15 protein-coding genes are annotated in these 15,211 nt (G+C 72.3%); 9 read left to right on the top strand and 6 right to left on the bottom strand.

All coding sequences use genetic code 11. The features are described 5' to 3' along the window. The first annotated feature begins 97 nt into the window (after window positions 1–97). The gene (locus tag CLV70_RS21155) at window positions 98–925 is read left to right on the top strand and encodes an SDR family NAD(P)-dependent oxidoreductase (RefSeq protein ID WP_106128283.1); all 828 of its coding nucleotides are present in this window, start codon (window positions 98–100) and stop codon (window positions 923–925) included. A 139-nt stretch (window positions 926–1,064) separates the two neighbouring features. Here the strand turns inward: CLV70_RS21155 and CLV70_RS21145 are convergent, their stop codons facing one another. From CLV70_RS21145 to CLV70_RS21125, 6 genes are all read right to left on the bottom strand, one after another. Beyond that, window positions 1,065–1,958 carry a serine hydrolase gene (locus CLV70_RS21145; RefSeq protein ID WP_106128281.1) on the bottom strand — a complete coding sequence of 298 codons (894 nt, stop codon included), beginning with the start codon at window positions 1,956–1,958 and terminating at the stop codon, window positions 1,065–1,067. Then, a complete protein-coding gene (locus CLV70_RS39760) occupies window positions 1,955–2,125 on the bottom strand; it encodes a hypothetical protein (protein ID WP_158277795.1) in 171 nt (56 codons plus the stop codon). The genes CLV70_RS21145 and CLV70_RS39760 overlap by 4 nt, the downstream gene beginning before the upstream one ends. 64 nt (window positions 2,126–2,189) lie before the next feature. Beyond that, window positions 2,190–3,053, bottom strand: coding sequence for an NAD-dependent epimerase/dehydratase family protein (locus tag CLV70_RS21140; RefSeq protein WP_106128280.1), 864 nt, complete (start codon window positions 3,051–3,053; stop codon window positions 2,190–2,192). Further along, a complete protein-coding gene (locus CLV70_RS21135; RefSeq protein WP_106128279.1) occupies window positions 3,050–3,946 on the bottom strand; it encodes a phosphotransferase in 897 nt (298 codons plus the stop codon). The genes CLV70_RS21140 and CLV70_RS21135 overlap by 4 nt, the downstream gene beginning before the upstream one ends. A gap of 12 nt (window positions 3,947–3,958) precedes the next feature. Then, the gene (locus CLV70_RS21130) at window positions 3,959–6,202 is read right to left on the bottom strand and encodes an exo-beta-d-1,3/1,6-glucosidase (RefSeq protein ID WP_106128278.1); all 2,244 of its coding nucleotides are present in this window, start codon (window positions 6,200–6,202) and stop codon (window positions 3,959–3,961) included. Between the two features lie 158 nt (window positions 6,203–6,360). Then, the gene (locus CLV70_RS21125) at window positions 6,361–6,843 is read right to left on the bottom strand and encodes a hypothetical protein (protein WP_106128277.1); all 483 of its coding nucleotides are present in this window, start codon (window positions 6,841–6,843) and stop codon (window positions 6,361–6,363) included. 197 nt (window positions 6,844–7,040) lie between these two features. On the opposite strand from CLV70_RS21125, the gene argC reads away from it, so the two are divergent. Genes argC through argG form a run of 8 tightly spaced genes read left to right on the top strand, consistent with a single transcriptional unit; the run spans window position 7,041 to window position 14,782 of the window. Then, entirely contained in the window at window positions 7,041–8,042 is a 1,002-nt protein-coding gene (gene argC / locus CLV70_RS21120; protein ID WP_106128276.1) for an N-acetyl-gamma-glutamyl-phosphate reductase, read from the top strand. Next, a complete protein-coding gene (argJ, locus tag CLV70_RS21115; RefSeq protein WP_106128275.1) occupies window positions 8,039–9,211 on the top strand; it encodes a bifunctional glutamate N-acetyltransferase/amino-acid acetyltransferase ArgJ in 1,173 nt (390 codons plus the stop codon). The genes argC and argJ overlap by 4 nt, the downstream gene beginning before the upstream one ends. Then, complete coding sequence (argB, locus tag CLV70_RS21110; protein WP_106128274.1) at window positions 9,208–10,074, top strand: acetylglutamate kinase; 867 nt, start codon at window positions 9,208–9,210, stop codon at window positions 10,072–10,074. The genes argJ and argB overlap by 4 nt, the downstream gene beginning before the upstream one ends. Continuing rightward, window positions 10,071–11,225: an acetylornithine transaminase gene (locus tag CLV70_RS21105; RefSeq protein ID WP_106128273.1), complete on the top strand. Its 1,155-nt coding sequence runs from the start codon at window positions 10,071–10,073 to the stop codon at window positions 11,223–11,225. The genes argB and CLV70_RS21105 overlap by 4 nt, the downstream gene beginning before the upstream one ends. Beyond that, window positions 11,222–12,151 carry an ornithine carbamoyltransferase gene (gene argF, locus CLV70_RS21100; protein WP_106128272.1) on the top strand — a complete coding sequence of 310 codons (930 nt, stop codon included), beginning with the start codon at window positions 11,222–11,224 and terminating at the stop codon, window positions 12,149–12,151. Before CLV70_RS21105 ends, argF begins: the two co-directional genes overlap by 4 nt. After that, window positions 12,148–12,651 carry an arginine repressor gene (locus CLV70_RS21095; protein ID WP_106128271.1) on the top strand — a complete coding sequence of 168 codons (504 nt, stop codon included), beginning with the start codon at window positions 12,148–12,150 and terminating at the stop codon, window positions 12,649–12,651. Before argF ends, CLV70_RS21095 begins: the two co-directional genes overlap by 4 nt. Continuing rightward, complete coding sequence (locus tag CLV70_RS21090; protein WP_245908370.1) at window positions 12,648–13,550, top strand: hypothetical protein; 903 nt, start codon at window positions 12,648–12,650, stop codon at window positions 13,548–13,550. The genes CLV70_RS21095 and CLV70_RS21090 overlap by 4 nt, the downstream gene beginning before the upstream one ends. Further along, complete coding sequence (gene argG / locus CLV70_RS21085; RefSeq protein WP_106128270.1) at window positions 13,550–14,782, top strand: argininosuccinate synthase; 1,233 nt, start codon at window positions 13,550–13,552, stop codon at window positions 14,780–14,782. Before CLV70_RS21090 ends, argG begins: the two co-directional genes overlap by 1 nt. Window positions 14,783–15,211: the final 429 nt, after the last annotated feature.

Raw genomic sequence — 15,211 nt, 5'->3', positions numbered from 1 at the left:
ATCGCTGCCGGCGGCGTTTCCGGTGTACGACGCGACAAAGTGCTTCACTTCACGTCTCACTTGACAGTCAATGACAGGTTCGGCGTACTCTGAAGTCATGTCCAAGACCATCGTCATCACCGGCGCGAGCGACGGCATCGGTGCCGCGGCCGCCCGCCGCCTGCAGCGGGACGGCCACCGCGTGGTCGTCGTCGGCCGTTCCCCGGGGAAGACCGAGGCGGTCGCCCGGGGGATCGGCGCCGACTTCTTCGTCGCCGACTTCACGAACCTCGGCGAGGTGCGCAAGCTCGCGGCGTCGCTCGACAGCGCGTACGGAAAGATCGACGTGCTGGCGAACAACGCCGGCGGCGTCTTCGGTGACCGGGCCCGGACGGCCGACGGTTTCGAGAAAACCTTCCAGATCAACCATCTGGCGCCGTTCCTGCTCACCACCCTGCTGCTGGAGAAGCTGATCGCCTCCCGCGCCACGGTGATCCAGACGACGACCCTGCACGGCGGCATGGTCCGCGGGCTCGACCTCGACGACCTGAACCTCGACCGCAGGTACGATCCGGTGCGCGCCTACAACACGGCCAAGCTGGAGAACGTCCTGTTCACCAGGGAACTCCACCGCCGCTGGCACGCCGCGGGCATCTCGGCCGCCGCGTTCTACCCCGGCAATGTGGCGACCAACTTCGGCTCCGAGACCACGAGCCGGCTGATGCGGTTCCTCGCCACCAACCGCCTCTCCCGCGCCGCCCTGCTCACCACCCCGGAGAAGGGCGCCGACCAGCTGGTCTGGCTCGCGGCGAGCCGGCCGGGCGTCGACTGGGAGCCGGGCGGCTACTACGTCAAGCGCCGGCCCGGCAAGAACCTGAACCGGCTCGCGGACGATGCGGACCTGGCCCGCCGGCTCTGGGAGCGCTCGGAGCAGCTGACCGCTTGAGCGCCGGCCCGGTGGAGCGCCGGCCGGGTGGGGGCGCCGGCCGGGTGGGGCGCCGGCCCGGCGTCGGCCGCGGCGGCGGGTCGGACGGCAGGTGGTTCGGCGGCAGCGGCTCGGCGGGCCGGCCTGCTGTGGGGAGCGGCTACGGCAGGTGCGGGAGGTGGTCGAGGAGGGTGCGGCCGATGATGGCGTGGGCCTGGACCGCCGGGTGGGTCGAGCCGTAGTTGTCGAGGTCGCCGAGGGCGTCGGCGAACATCGCGTAGGTCAGGGCCGGCTTGCCGTCCGGGCCGAACATGATGCCCGCCTCGTGCCGGGCGGCGCCGCGGGTGTTGAAGTCGGCGCCGTACTTGGTGGCCACGCGGCTGCGTTCCGCCGAGGACATCGTGCGGCGTACGCCGTCGTGGTAGCCGTCGATCCAGCGCGCGAGGCTCAGCAGGAAGGCGGACGACTCCGGGCCGAGCAGGGCGCCGGTGGCCAGGCGCCACAGCAGGTCGTGGGTCTCGCGCGGCGTCGTCGTGCCGAGGTAGAAACGGTGCGGGTCCGCGACCGGTTCGACCCGGGTGTGCGTGAACCCCTTCGCGGCCAGGATCTCGTTGATCTCGGCGGCCGGGGCGACCCGCCCGCACATCCGTACGGCGGTGTTGTCGGACATGACGATCATCGCGGTCAGGACGTTGGCGATGGTGAGCGCGTCGCCCCAGACGGTGTGCAGGGCGTAGATGCCGGAGCCGCCGAGGATGAGCTCCGCCGTCAGGTCGAGCTTGTGGCCCAGGGCGAGTTCCCCGCGGTCCACCTTGTCGAGCACGGCCACGGCCACGGCGAGCTTCTGCATGCTGTAGCCCTCGATGACCCGGTCGGCGTCGTCCGCCACGATTGGCCGGACGCCCGCGGTGCCGGCGGCGGTGATGAGCGAGTGCCAGGCGCCGCCGGCCCTCGTCGTCTCCCGCTCGTAGACCTCCCGGACCGCGTCGGCGGCGGGCCCGGTCAGGAGCGGAGGAACCGGCCCGGTCAGGAGCGGAGGAACCGGCCCGGTCATGAGCGGGGGAACCGGAGGACGGTCAGGACGCGGCGGTGGTCCGTGCGGGCGGTGGCCAGCCAGGACGCCGGCAACCACGGCCGGTGCGGGCCCAGCGCGGTGGGCAGCAGTGGGAGCGGGGTCGCCGCCGCCACCACGGCGGCCACCGCGATCGCCGTACCGGTCACCACCAGAGCCTCGCAGATGACGCCGGCGAGCGGTCCGGTGACCCGCGGCAGCGCGGAAGCCGGGCTACTCGCTGCGCCGGATCGCCGCGGCCGGGTTCCGCCAGGAGTGCTCCGGCTCGTAGCCCAGCACCCGGCGGGCCTTGTCGATCGAGAGCAGGGTCTCGTGCTCCCCGAGCTCCCGGGTCACGCGTACGCCCGGGAACACCTCCGCCGCCAGCGACGCACTGGACCGGCTCATCACCGTGTCGGCGTTGGCGATGACGAACACCTCGCAGCCCGTACCGTCGTGCTCGAGGGACCTGCGGACGGCCTGGGCGCCGTCGCGGGCGTCGATGTAGCCCCACAGGTTCCAGCTGCGGGCGCGGGGATCGGCGTCGAAGGACGGGAATTCCGCGTAGTCGGCGGGCTCCATGACGTTGGAGAAGCGCAGGCCGATCATCTTGAGCGCGGGGTTCCACCGGCAGAACTGCGCGGCCATCTGCTCCTCGAGGTGCTTGACCAGCGAGTACGTCGACTCGGGCCGGGCCGGGTATTCCTCGTCGACCGGCAGGTACGGCGGCGGCGTCGTGAACGGCAGCCCCAGCACCATCTCGCTGGACGCCCACACCACGTTCGTGATGCCGGCCAGCTTCGCCGCCTGGAAGACGTGGTACGTGGCCGTGATGTTGTGGTGGAACGTCGCGGCGTTCGGCAGCAGCCCGGGTGCCGGGATGGCGGCCAGGTGCACGACCGCGTCGACCGAGCCGTACCGGTCGTCGATCGCGGTGAGCGCCTCGACGGTCTGCCCGAAGTCGGTCAGGTCGATCTTCAACGCCGGCCGGGGCGCGGCGACGTCCAGGTTCACCACGTCGTACCCGTGCCCGGCGAGGTCGGCGACGACCGCCCGGCCGAGTTTGCCACTACCGCCGGTGACCGCGACGCGCGTCATGTCAGCCCTCTTTCCACGTTGGCCCGCAACAGTTCCCAGGATTCCTCGTCGTCGGCGTTCCCGCTGTGCGAGCGGCGGAACCGGTCCGCGTCGACGCAGATGTCGTTGATCAGCCAGCGGTGCCGGTAGAGCTCCAGCATCTCCGGCACCACCGCGACGCCGGTCGCCGCGGTGTAGGCCGCAGGGTCGCCGCCGAGCAGCCACAGGTCGCGTTCGGGCGGCGCCAGCAGCGCCGTCTCCCAGTCGATCAGCTTCCATCCGCCGGCGGTGCGCATCGTGTTGCCGGGGTGCGGTTCGCCGTGGGTCAGCACGAACCGTGACCGGTCGGCGGAAGCGGCGAGGACGTCGTAACGTTCCAGCAACCGGCCGATCGGCTCGGCGTGGTCCGCGAGCAGGCGGTCCGCGCGCCGGGAGAAGGGGCCCGCGCCGGGAAAGGGCGTCCCGGCGAGGACGTCGCGGTGCGGGACCACGAAATCCTCGCGGTGCGCCGCCGACGGCACGGCATGCACCCGTACGAGCATGTCCCGCACGGCGTCCCGGTGGGTCGCGGTGGGGAAGTCACCCCACCGAAAGCTCTCACCCTTCACGTACGGGTAGAGCGCCGCCGCGTACCGCTCGGAGATCCGCACCACCGGCCGCACCGGGGCCACCACGAACGGCAGGCGCAGCGCCGCGGCCGCGTCGAGGGCCCGGCGCAGCCGCTCGTACGCCGCGTCCGGGTCCTCGGCGTCGTGCCGGCGCTTGACCAGCAGGTCGTCCACCGTGACGAACCAGCGGTCGCCGGCCGCCCAGTGGTGGCTGCCCCACCCGACCGGCCGGTACTCCAGCGGCCCGTCGAGGGCGAACGCCGCCCGCAGCGCGCTCTCGGGCAGGTCGTCGGGCGGCGTCAGCACCCCCCGATGGTGTCAGCCGATGCGGAACCGCGCGCGCAGCAGGTTCCTCACCCGCGAGTCGGGGCCCACCAGCAGGTCGAAGTCGCCGGGCTCGACGACGCGCCGCCCGTCCGCGGTGACCAGGGAACAGTCGCGGGCCGGCACCTCGATCGCCACCGTGACGGTCTCGCCCGGCTCCACCCGCACCTGCCGGTACGCCTTCAGCTCCCGGGCCGCCCAGGTGACGCTGGTGACGAGGTCGCTCACGTACGCCTGCACGGTCTCCAGCGCCGGCCGGGAGCCGGTGTTGGTCAGCCGTACGCTCGCGCGCACCGCGCCGTCCGGGGCCACGTCCTCCTCGTCGACGCGCAGGTCCGCGTACTCGATCGTGGTGTAGCTGAGGCCCTCACCGAAGGCGAACAGCGGGTCCTGGCTCAGGTCGGCGTAGCGGTCGCCGTGCTGGCCGCGGATCTGGTTGTAGTAGATCGGCTGCTGGCCGACGTGCCGGGCGGCGGAGAGCGGCATCCGCCCGCTGGGCTCGATCAGGCCGAGCAGGAGTTCGGCCAGCGCCCGGCCGCCCCGCATGCCCGGGTTGAACGCCTGCACGATCGCGTTGGCGCCCAGCGCGGACGGCGGCAGGACCGCGGGCTTGGAGTTCAGCAGGACGACGACGGTCGGCGTACCCGTGGCGGCGAGGGCGTCGAGGAGCGCGATCTGACCGCCCTGCAGCTCGAGAGTGGCGGTCGACTTGCTCTCGCCGGTCAGCGCGACGGTGTCCCCGACGACGACCACGGCGTAGTCGGCCGCCCGCGCGCACTCGACCGCCTCGGCGATCAGCGCGGGATCCGCCTCGGCCGGCCGGGAGATCGGCGGGCGCGGCTGGCCGTCGTGGTAGAACTCGCCGACCGGGTCCGGCACCAGCCGCTCGATGTCGGCGCCGCGGGCGGTGGTGATCGTCCAGTCCGCCGGGGCCACCGACCGGAGGCCGTCCAGCACGGTCTCGATCAGCTCGCGCGGCTGGCCGTCCGGCATCCAGTCGACCTGGCCCGACGCGCCGGCCCAGTCGCCGAGCTGCGACTGCGGGTCGTCGGCGTTCGGACCGATGACCGCGACCGTACGGGCGGCGCCGGCCGGCAGCGGCAGCGTGCCGTCGTTGCGCAGCAGCACCAGCGACCGGCGGGCCACCTCCAGGTTCAGCGCGGCGTGGTCCGGGTGCCCGATGACCGCCGCCTGCCGCTCGGGGTCGGGGGCGCGCGGGTTCTCGAACAGGCCGAGCTCGAACTTCAGCCGCAGGATCCGGCGTACGGCGGCATCGATCTCCTCCTCGGCCAGCAGGCCGCGCTCCACCGCGGCCTGGGCACCCTCGAAGAACGCGGGGGTGGTCATGATCAGGTCGTTGCCGGCGCGGACGGCGACGGCCGCCGCCTCCACGTCGTCGGCGCAGACCTTCTGCTCCCAGACCATGCGCCCGACGTTGTCCCAGTCGGTGACCAGGGTGCCGGTGAAACCCCATTCACCCTTCAGTACGTCGTTGAGCAGCCACTTGTTGGCCGTGATCGGCACCCCGTCGATGGACTGGTAGCCCATCATGAAGGTGCGGCAGCCCTCGCGCGCGACCCGCTCGAACGGCGGCAGGAACCAGGCGCGCAGCTTGCGCGGGCTCAGGTCGGCCTCGCTCGCGTCCCGGCCGCCCTGGGTCTCGGAGTAGCCGGCGAAGTGCTTGGCGGAGGCGAGGATCGCGGTCGGGTCGTCCAGGCCGTCGCCCTGGTAGCCGCGGACCATCGCCGAGCCGAGCTCGCCGATCAGGAACGGGTCCTCGCCGAACGTCTCGTCGACCCGGCCCCACCGCAGGTCCCGGGTGATGCACAGCACCGGCGAGAACGTCCAGTGGATGCCGGTCGCGGACGCCTCGACGGCGGTGACCCGGGCGACCCGCTCGACCAGGGCCGGGTCCCAGGTGGCGGCCATCGCCAGCTGGGTCGGGAAGACCGTGGCGCCGGACCAGAACCCGTGCCCGTGGATGCAGTCCTCGGCGGTGATCAGCGGAATCCCGAGCCGGGTGTCGGCGGCCATGTCGATGGCCTCGAGCAGCTTCTTCGGCGAGGTGTGCAGGATCGACCCGGCCAGCCGCGCGGAGACCGCGTCCTTCAGGTCGCGGCGGGCGTCGAGCTGCAGCATCTGCCCGACCTTCTCGGCCAGCGTCATGCGGCCCAGCAGGTCCTCGACCCGCTGCTCGACACTCAGCGCGGGATCACGGTACGGATCGGCAGCGGCCACGACTCTCCTCGGTCCGACCGTGGGGGCACGGTCCCGGAACGGCAACACATCGGCAAGCGTCCGAAGTGTCGCACAGCCCGGAACCGGTACCGGCCTCCGCGGGGATCGGCTTTTCGGTTAATCGGTACCGGAACCGGTGCTTTGCGTTCGGTTGTACCTCAGATGCCCGGGTAGCCGGACCGGTATCCGCGCATCCGGCGCTGGAGGCGATCGTTCGCCACCGGGTCGCCGTCGCGGAGGTGGCCGGCGAGCGCCTCGTACAGCCGCCGCAGGTCGAGGTTGGTCGCGTCGAGCTGCACGGCGTTGCCGTCGGCGTCGGCGAGCCGCAGCTGGCGTCCGTTCGTGGAGTCGAGATTCGTCAGCTCGGCGCGGGTCAGCCGGTCGAGCCGCAGCGCCGGGCGAGCGCCGACCAGCGGCCGGTAACGCAGCACCGGGCCGTCGAGCCAGACCCGGCTCCGGGCCAGGTACGCCAGGCCGACGGTGCCGAACAGGGCGAACAGCACACCCAGGACGAGGCTCACGCCGCTCGTCCGGACGATCGCCGCGACGCCCAGGGCCAGCAGGGCGCACCACAGGAGCACCGAGGCGGCGCGGGGCCGGCCGACGACCCTCGCACCCGGTCCGGCGGGGGCCGCGTTCATGCCCCGGCGAGCAGCTCGGCGGCGGACCGGCCGGCTCCGTCGTCGGTGCGCCGGACGGCGGGGGCCGGCGGTTCGCGGTAGCTTCGTCGATCGCATCGGAGCATCAGGCGACTCTACGGGGTGACCCGACGCATACGTGCTTGCCGATCGGACGGGCGGCGTTATACGGTTCTCTGCATAGTCATGCGGAGGTAGGTATGGGAATCCGGGTTGCTGTCGCCGGGGCGAGTGGGTATGCCGGGGGTGAGTTGCTGCGCCTGGTTGCCGGGCATCCCGAGCTCGACCTCGTCGCCGCCACCGCGCACACGCAGGCGGGCACGCCCGTTGCTGCCGTACATCCGCAGCTCGCCGGGTTGGAGCTGACGCTCGGGGTGACCGAGGCCGCCACCCTGGGCGACGCTGATCTGGTCTTTCTCGCCCTGCCGCACGGGCAGTCGGCGGCGCTGGCCGCGCAGTTGCCCGGCGGGGTGAAGGTCGTGGACCTGGGCGCCGACTTCCGGCTGCGGGACGCCGCGGCGTGGGAGCGGTACTACGGCGGGGCGCACGCCGGCACCTGGACGTACGGGCTGCCCGAGCTGCCCGGGCAGCGGGCCGCGATCGCCGCTTCCGGGCGGGTCGCCAACACCGGGTGCTACGCGGCCGCGATCACGCTGGCGCTCGCGCCGCTCATCGCCGCCGGGGTCGCCGATCCCGCCGACGTCGTGGTCGTCGCCGCCTCCGGGACGTCCGGTGCCGGAAGGTCCGCGAAGGCGCATCTGCTCGGCAGCGAGGTGATGGGGGACCTGAGCCCGTACAAGGTCGGGGCGCACCAGCACGTGCCGGAGATCAAGCAGGCCACCGGCGCGGACTCGCTGTCGATGACGCCGGTGCTCGCGCCGATGCCGCGGGGGATTCTCGCCACGGTCACCGCGCGGCCGATCGGGCGCACGCCTCCGCGTGACGTGCTGGCGGCGGCGTACGCGGACGAGCCGTTCGTGCACGTGCTGCCCGAGGGGGCGTGGCCGCACACCGCCGCGACGCTCGGGTCGAACTCGTGCCACCTGCAGGCCACGCTGGACGCCGACTCGGGACGGATCGTCGTGCTGAGCGCGCTCGACAACCTGGGCAAGGGGGCCGCCGCTCAGGCCGTACAGTGTGCGAATCTCATGCTCGGGCTGCCCGAGACCGCCGGGCTCTCCGTCTTCGGGGTGGCGCCGTGACCGTCACCTCGCCCAAGGGTTTCCGGGCCTCCGGGGTCGCCGCCGGGTTGAAGGCCAGCGGCGGTGCGGACGTCGCCGTCGTGGTCAACGACGGGCCCGACGCCACCGTGGCCGGCGTCTTCACCGGCAACCGGGTCAAGGCCGCGCCGGTGCTGTGGAGCCAGCAGGTGCTCAAGGGCGGCGTCGTGCGGGCCGTCGTGCTGAACTCCGGGGGCGCCAACGCGTGCACCGGCAGCCAGGGCTTCCGGGACACCCACGCCACCGCCGAGCACGCCGCCGCGGTGCTGCGCGGCGGGCCTAAGCCGCTGCTGATCGGCCCGGGCGACGTCGCCGTCTGCTCCACCGGCCTGATCGGCGAGCTGCTGCCGATGGACAAGCTGCTGCCCGGGGTGACCGCCGCCGTCAAGGCGCTCACCCCCGACGGCGGGGAGAAGGCCGCCGCGGCCATCATGACCACCGACACGGTCGCCAAGAACGTGCACGTGCGGCGGGACGGCTGGTCCGTCGGCGGCATCGCCAAGGGTGCCGGGATGCTGGCGCCCGCGCTGGCCACGATGCTGGTGGTGCTCACCACCGACGCGGTGGCCGGCTCGGAGGCGCTGGACACCGCGCTGCGCGAGGCCACCCGGCTGACCTTCGACCGGATCGACGCCGACGGGTGCATGTCCACGAACGACACCGTGCTGCTGCTGGCCAGCGGCGCCTCCGACGTGCAGCCCGAGCAGGACGAGCTGACCGCCGCGGTGACCGAGGCCTGCCACGCGCTCGCCCAGCAGCTCATCGCCGACGCCGAGGGCGCCACCAAGCACATCACCATCGAGGTGCTGGGCGCGGCGAGCGAGGCGGACGCGGTGGAGGTCGGGCGTACGGTCGCCCGCAACAACCTGGTCAAGACCGCGCTGTTCGGCAACGACCCGAACTGGGGCCGGATCCTCGCCGCCGTCGGCACGACGAAGGCGGCGTTCGCGCCCGACCGGGTCGACGTCGGCGTCAACGGCGTGTGGGTGTGCCGGGGCGGCGCCGCCGCGGAGGACCGGTCCAAGGTGGACCTTGCCGGGCGCGACGTCACCATCCAGGTGCACCTGCACGAGGGGGAGATGGACGCGACGATCTGGACCACGGACCTGTCGCACGCGTACGTGCACGAGAACTCGGCGTACAGCACGTGACCCCGCAGGAGAAGGCCGCCGTCCTCATCGAGTCGCTGCCGTGGCTGGAGCGGTTCCACGGCTCGACCGTGGTCATCAAGTACGGCGGCAACGCGATGATCGACCCCGGGCTCCAGCGGGCCTTCGCGGCCGACATGGTGTTCCTCCGGTACGCCGGCATCCGGCCGGTGGTGGTGCACGGCGGCGGCCCGCAGATCTCGTCGATGCTCGGCAAACTGGGCATCGCCAGCGAGTTCCGGGGCGGCCTGCGGGTCACCACGCCGGAGGCGATGGACGTGGTCCGGATGGTGCTCGTCGGCCAGGTCGGGCGCGAGCTCGTCGGGCTGATCAACGAGCACGGACCGTTCGCCGTGGGCCTGTCCGGCGAGGACGCCCGGCTGTTCACCGCCGTGCGCCGGCACGCCGTGGTCGACGGCGAGCCGGTCGACATCGGCCAGGTCGGCGACGTGGCCGCGGTGGACACCTCGGCCGTGGACGACCTCATCGCCGCGGGGCGCATCCCGGTCGTCGCGACGGTCGCGCCCGACGCGGACGGCGTGGTGCACAACGTCAACGCCGACACGGCCGCCGCCGCCCTCGCGATCGCGCTCGGCGCCCGCAAGCTGGTCGTGCTGACCGACGTGCCGGGCCTCTACACCGACTGGCCGGACACCTCGTCGCTGACCTCGCAGATCGACACGGACGCGCTGGCGAAGCTGCTGCCCCGGCTGGAGTCGGGCATGGTGCCCAAGATGGAGGCCTGCCTGCGCGCCGTCCGGGGCGGCGTGCCCGCCGCGCACGTCGTCGACGGCCGGGTCCCGCACTCGACGCTGCTCGAAGTCTTCACCTCGGAAGGATTCGGAACGATGGTGGTCCCCGCATGAGCCTCGTCGAACGCTGGCAGCAGAGCCTCATGAACAACTACGGCACCCCGTCGCTGGGCCTGGTGAGCGGTTCCGGCGCGGTCCTGACCGACGAGGACGGCAACGAGTACGTCGACCTGCTCGGCGGCATCGCGGTCAACGCCCTCGGCCACGCCCACCCGGCGATCGTGCAGGCCGTCACCCAGCAGATCGGCACGCTCGGGCACGTCTCGAACTTCTACGTCGCCGAGCCGCCGGTCGCCCTCGCCGAACTGCTGCTCGCCCTCGCCGGCCGGCCCGGTCGGGTCATGTTCGGCAACTCCGGGGCGGAGGCCGTCGAGGCGGCGTTCAAGCTCTCCCGGCTCACCGGCCGCAGCCACGTGGTCGCCACCGACGGCGGCTTCCACGGCCGCACGATGGGAGCGCTCGCCCTCACCGGTCAGCCGGCCAAGGCGGACCCGTTCCGGCCGCTGCCCGGAGACGTCACCCATGTCCCGTACGGCGACAGCGACGCGCTGCGGGCCGCGGTGACCGGGGAGACCGCCATGGTCATCCTCGAGCCGATCCAGGGCGAGATGGGCGTGGTCGTGCCGCCGCCCGGCTACCTCGCGGCCGCCCGGGAGATCTGCACGGCGACCGGGGCGCTGCTGGTCCTGGACGAGGTGCAGACCGGCATCGGGCGTACCGGGCACTGGTTCCACCACCAGAGCGAGGGCATCGAGCCGGACGTCGTCACCCTGGCCAAGGGCCTCGGCGGCGGCCTGCCGATCGGCGCCTGCCTCGCGTTCGGCCCGGCCGCCGACCTGTTCACGCCGGGCCTGCACGGCACCACGTTCGGCGGCAACCCGGTGAGCTGCGCCGCCGGGCTGGCGGTCATCCGGACGATCGCGGGGGAGGGCCTGCTCGACCACGTCAAGCGGGTCGGCGAGGTGATCCGCCGCGGCGTCGAAGGGCTCGGTCACCCGCTGGTCTCCGGCGTCCGCGGCGCCGGCCTGCTGCTCGGCATCGTGCTCACCGAACCGGTCTCCGCCGAGCTCACCGGCCGGCTGCGCGACAAGGGCTTCCTCGTCAACGCCGTCCAGCCGGACGCCATCCGCCTCGCGCCGCCGCTGATCCTGACCGTCGAGCAGGCCGAGTCGTTCGTCGCCGCCTTCCGGGAGGTACTGCCGTGACCCGCAACTTTCTGCGTGACGACGACCTGAGCCCGGCCGAGCAGGGCACCGTGCTCGACCTGGCCGCGGCGATGAAGGCGGACCGGTTCCGCTACCGGCCGCTGGAGGGCCCGAAGTCGGTCGCGGTCTTCTTCGACAAGGTCAGCCTGCGCACCCGGCTGTCGTTCGAGGCCGGGATCGCCGAGCTGGGCGGCCACGCGATCGTGGTGGACACCCAGGCCACCCACTTCGGCCGCGGCGAGACCCTGGTCGACGCCGGCCGGGTCGTCTCGCGCTACGTGTCCGCGATCGTGTTCCGTACGTCCGGCGACGAGCGGCTCGCCGAGCTGGCCTCGGACGTGCACGTGCCGGTCGTCAACGCGTTGACCGACGGGTTCCACCCGTGCCAGCTGCTCGCCGACCTGCAGACGATCCGGGAACGGCTGGGCGGCACGGCCGGGCGGACCCTCACGTACGTCGGGGACGCCGCGAACAACATGGCGCACTCGTACCTGCTGGCCGGCGCCACCGCGGGCATGCACGTGCGGGTCGCCGGCCCGGCCGGGTTCGACCCCGATCCCGCGGTGGTGGCGGAGGCGAGCGAGATCGCCGCCGGCACGGGCGGGTCGATCGGCGTGCTGCGGGACCCGTATGAGGCCGCCAAGGGCGCCGACGTGCTCGCCACCGACGCGTGGACCTCGATGGGCATGGAGGACGACGGGATCGACCGGCTCACGCCGTTCCGGCCGTACCAGGTCAACCAGGACCTGCTCGCCGTGACCGCGCCGGGCTCGATCGTGCTGCACTGCCTGCCGGCCCACCGGGGTGAGGAGATCACCGACGAGGTGATGGACGGCCCGCGGAGCGCCGTCCTCGACCAGGCCGAGAACCGTCTGCACGCGCAGAAGGCGCTGCTGACCTGGCTGCTGGAGACCTCGTCCTCATGACCGGGCCGGGCACCCGCGCGGCGCGGCACGCGCGGATCGTCGACCTGATCCGGGACAAGGCCGTGCGGTCGCAGACGGAGCTCGCCGAGCTGCTCGCCCTCGACGGCGTCCAGGTCACCCAGGCGACGCTGTCGCGCGACCTCGAGGAGCTGCGGGCCGTCAAGGCCGGCGGCGTGTACGTCATCCCCGAGGACGGGCGGCCCCCGCTGCGCCCGGTCGAGCAGGCTCCGGCCCGGCTCATCCGGCTGCTGCGCGAGTTGCTGAACTCGGTCGACGTCAGCGGCAACCTCGTCGTGCTGCGGGTGCCGCCGGGCGCCGCCCAGTTCCTCGCCAGCGCCCTGGACCGGTCCGGGCTGCCGGACGTCGTCGGCACCATCGCCGGCGACGACACCATTCTCGTGGTCGCGCGCGAACCGGCGCCGGACACCGGGTCCGGCGCCCGGCTCGCCGACAAGCTCACGGCGTGGAGCCGTACGGACAACGAAGGGACCCTGCCGTGATCGCGCAGCAGCCCGCCGTCGAGGCCTTCTTCCCCGGCTTCGCGGACAACATGCAGAAGCTTCAGGGGCACGGGCTCGAGTTCTACCTGGCCTCGAACGACACGCTTCGCCCGTACCTGAACGAGGCGCCGTACGGCCACAAGCTCGCCTGGCTGGACTTCACCGACACCAGCGCGGACAAGGGCTGGGACACCGGCGAGTTCCTCAACCTGTTCAACGTGATCAACGGCATCGCGTTCGGCGACCGGGGCATCCCGATGCCGCAGTGGGTGATGGTCGACCTGATCCTGATGCCGTCGGCCGCGGTGATCGCCGCGCTGCCCCAGGCGCAGTTCACCGAGACACTGGAGACCAGCGCCTTCGACGAGGACGCGAAGCGGCACCTGCGCGCGGTCTTCGACAAGGTCAAGCAGAGCGACTACAACGGCCCGATCCCGATCGGCGGCTACTGCGCGGCGCCCAGCGCGGCGCCCGGCACCTGGGTCGGCTGGTCGCTGTGGTCGGTGATGACCAACGTCGGGCTGGGCCGGGCGCTGAAGGCCCTGGCCCTCTCCGTCTACCAGGCGCAGAAGCTCGACGGCGTGACCCAGTACGACAACACCGCCCTGCGCGTGCATACCCGTTTCGGCCGGTTGCGCATCATGGTCGCCACCGTGCCTTTCCACACCTCGCCCGGATCGTTCGTCTACGAGAACGACTTCACCGTCCCGGTGGCCGGCAGCGAGCCCGAACCCACGTTCCTGCTCGACCCGTTCGACTACGAGCGGCAGCGTGCCATGCAGAAGGCGATCGAGGCCCGCGAGCACACGTACTACGTGCTCAGGCCCGGTCACCTCGTCAAGGACGGGACGTCGTACGTGCCGATCCTCGAACTCCCGTACCCGTCCGAAGGAAACTGATGTCCAAGCGCAAGATCGTCCTCGCGTTCTCCGGCGGCCTCGACACCTCGTACGCCCTGGTCTCCCTGCGGGAGCAGGGCTGGGAGGTGCTCACCGCGAACATCGACACCGGGGGCCTGCACAGCGGCGAGGCCGACGCGGTCCGCAAGCGCGCGGAGGAGCTGGGCTCGGCGCGGCACTTCGTCATCGACGCCCGCGAGGAGCTGTACTCCCGCGTCATCACGTACGCGATCAAGGCCAACTACCTGCGCAACGGCGGCTACCCGTCGTGCGTGGGCGCCGAGCGGCTGGTGCAGGCCGAGAAGGTCGTCCAGGCGGCCCTCGACAACGGCGCCGACGCGGTCGCGCACGGCTCCACCGGCGCCGGCGCCGACCATGTGCGCTACGACTCGGTCATCCGCGCCCTCGCGCCGCAGCTGGAGATCATCACGCCGATCCGCGACGAGCGGCTCACCCGCGAGTACGAGCGGGACTACCTGCTCGAGCGCGGCTTCCAGACCCCCGACAAGATCACCACGTACTCGATCAACGAGGGCCTGATCGGCACCACCATCGGCGGCAAGGAGACGTACGGCTCCTGGGACTACCTGCCCGAGGACGCGTGGACGTACACGAGGTCGATCGCCGACGCGCCCGACGACGGCGTCGAGCTGATCCTCGGCTTCGACAAGGGCGAGGTCGTCTCGGCGTCCACCGTGGACGGCCAGCCGATCGAGGGCACCGGAGCGGACGCGCCCAACTACGCGATCCTGCGCGCCCTCAACGTGCTCGCCGCCGAGCACGGCGTCGGCCGGGGCATCCACATGGGCTCGACGATGGTCGGCAACCTCGCCCGGGTCGGCTTCGAGGCGCCGGGCATGCTCACCCTGATCGCCGCGCACCGCGAGCTGGAGCGGCTGGTGCTCAGCAACCGGCAGCAGGCCACCAAGGCGCAGCTCGGCACCGCGTACGGCGACCTGCTGCACGAGGCCGTCTACTATGATCCGATCCTCGACGACTACCGCGCCTTCCTCGACAGCAGCCAGCGCCGCGTCACCGGCGACGTCCGGATCAAACTGATCAAGGGCAACGTGATCCCGCTCGGCAGCCGCAGCCCCTACAGCCTGCTGGACGCGGCCACCCGCCAGGGCGTCGTCTACGGCTACGGCTCATCCCTCTGGACCGGCGACCAGGCCCGAGCCTTCGCCCACATGTACGCCATCCCCGGCGCCATCGCCAAAAATGTGGAATGAGTACCGGCCCGATCCAGCGCAAACCGCCAACCGCAACCAGAGTCGCACTGCGCCCGTCGTTGTCGGGTGTGCCATTTCCCGGAAGGGCGCCCTTTCCGCCCCAGCCCAACCCGCGAACCGCAACCAGAGTCGCACTGCGCCCGTCGTTGTCGGGTGTGCCATTTCCCGGAAGGGCGCCCTTTCCGCCCCAGCCCAACCCGCGAACCGCAACCAGAGTCGCACTGCGCCCGTCGTTGTCGGGTGTGCCATTTCCCGGAAGGGCGCCCTTTCCGCCCCAGCCCAACCCGCGAACCGCAACCAGAGTCGCACTGCGCCCGTCGTTGTCGGGGGTGTCGTTTTCTGGAAGGGCGCCCTTTCCGTTCCAGAAAACGGCGCCCCCGACAACGACCTCCCCGGGGCGCAGTGCCCGCCGAGCGAAGCGAGGCCATA

The organism is Pseudosporangium ferrugineum (assembly GCF_003002065.1).
GTDB classification, from domain to species: Bacteria; Actinomycetota; Actinomycetes; order Mycobacteriales; family Micromonosporaceae; genus Actinoplanes; species Actinoplanes ferrugineus_A.
This window is presented reverse-complemented; position numbering and strand designations above follow the sequence as displayed.

Excerpts from the sequence above, each read along its gene's own strand:
- CLV70_RS21145 (WP_106128281.1), bottom strand. The coding sequence starts at position 1,958 with ATGACCGGGCCGGTTCCTCCGCTCCTGACCGGGCCGGTTCCTCCGCTC.
- CLV70_RS21140 (WP_106128280.1), bottom strand. The coding sequence starts at position 3,053 with ATGACGCGCGTCGCGGTCACCGGCGGTAGTGGCAAACTCGGCCGGGCG.
- CLV70_RS21095 (WP_106128271.1), top strand. The coding sequence starts at position 12,148 with ATGACCGGGCCGGGCACCCGCGCGGCGCGGCACGCGCGGATCGTCGAC.
- argC (WP_106128276.1), top strand. The coding sequence starts at position 7,041 with ATGGGAATCCGGGTTGCTGTCGCCGGGGCGAGTGGGTATGCCGGGGGT.
- CLV70_RS21105 (WP_106128273.1), top strand. The coding sequence starts at position 10,071 with ATGAGCCTCGTCGAACGCTGGCAGCAGAGCCTCATGAACAACTACGGC.
- CLV70_RS21125 (WP_106128277.1), bottom strand. The coding sequence starts at position 6,843 with ATGAACGCGGCCCCCGCCGGACCGGGTGCGAGGGTCGTCGGCCGGCCC.
- CLV70_RS21155 (WP_106128283.1), top strand. The coding sequence starts at position 98 with ATGTCCAAGACCATCGTCATCACCGGCGCGAGCGACGGCATCGGTGCC.
- argG (WP_106128270.1), top strand. The coding sequence starts at position 13,550 with ATGTCCAAGCGCAAGATCGTCCTCGCGTTCTCCGGCGGCCTCGACACC.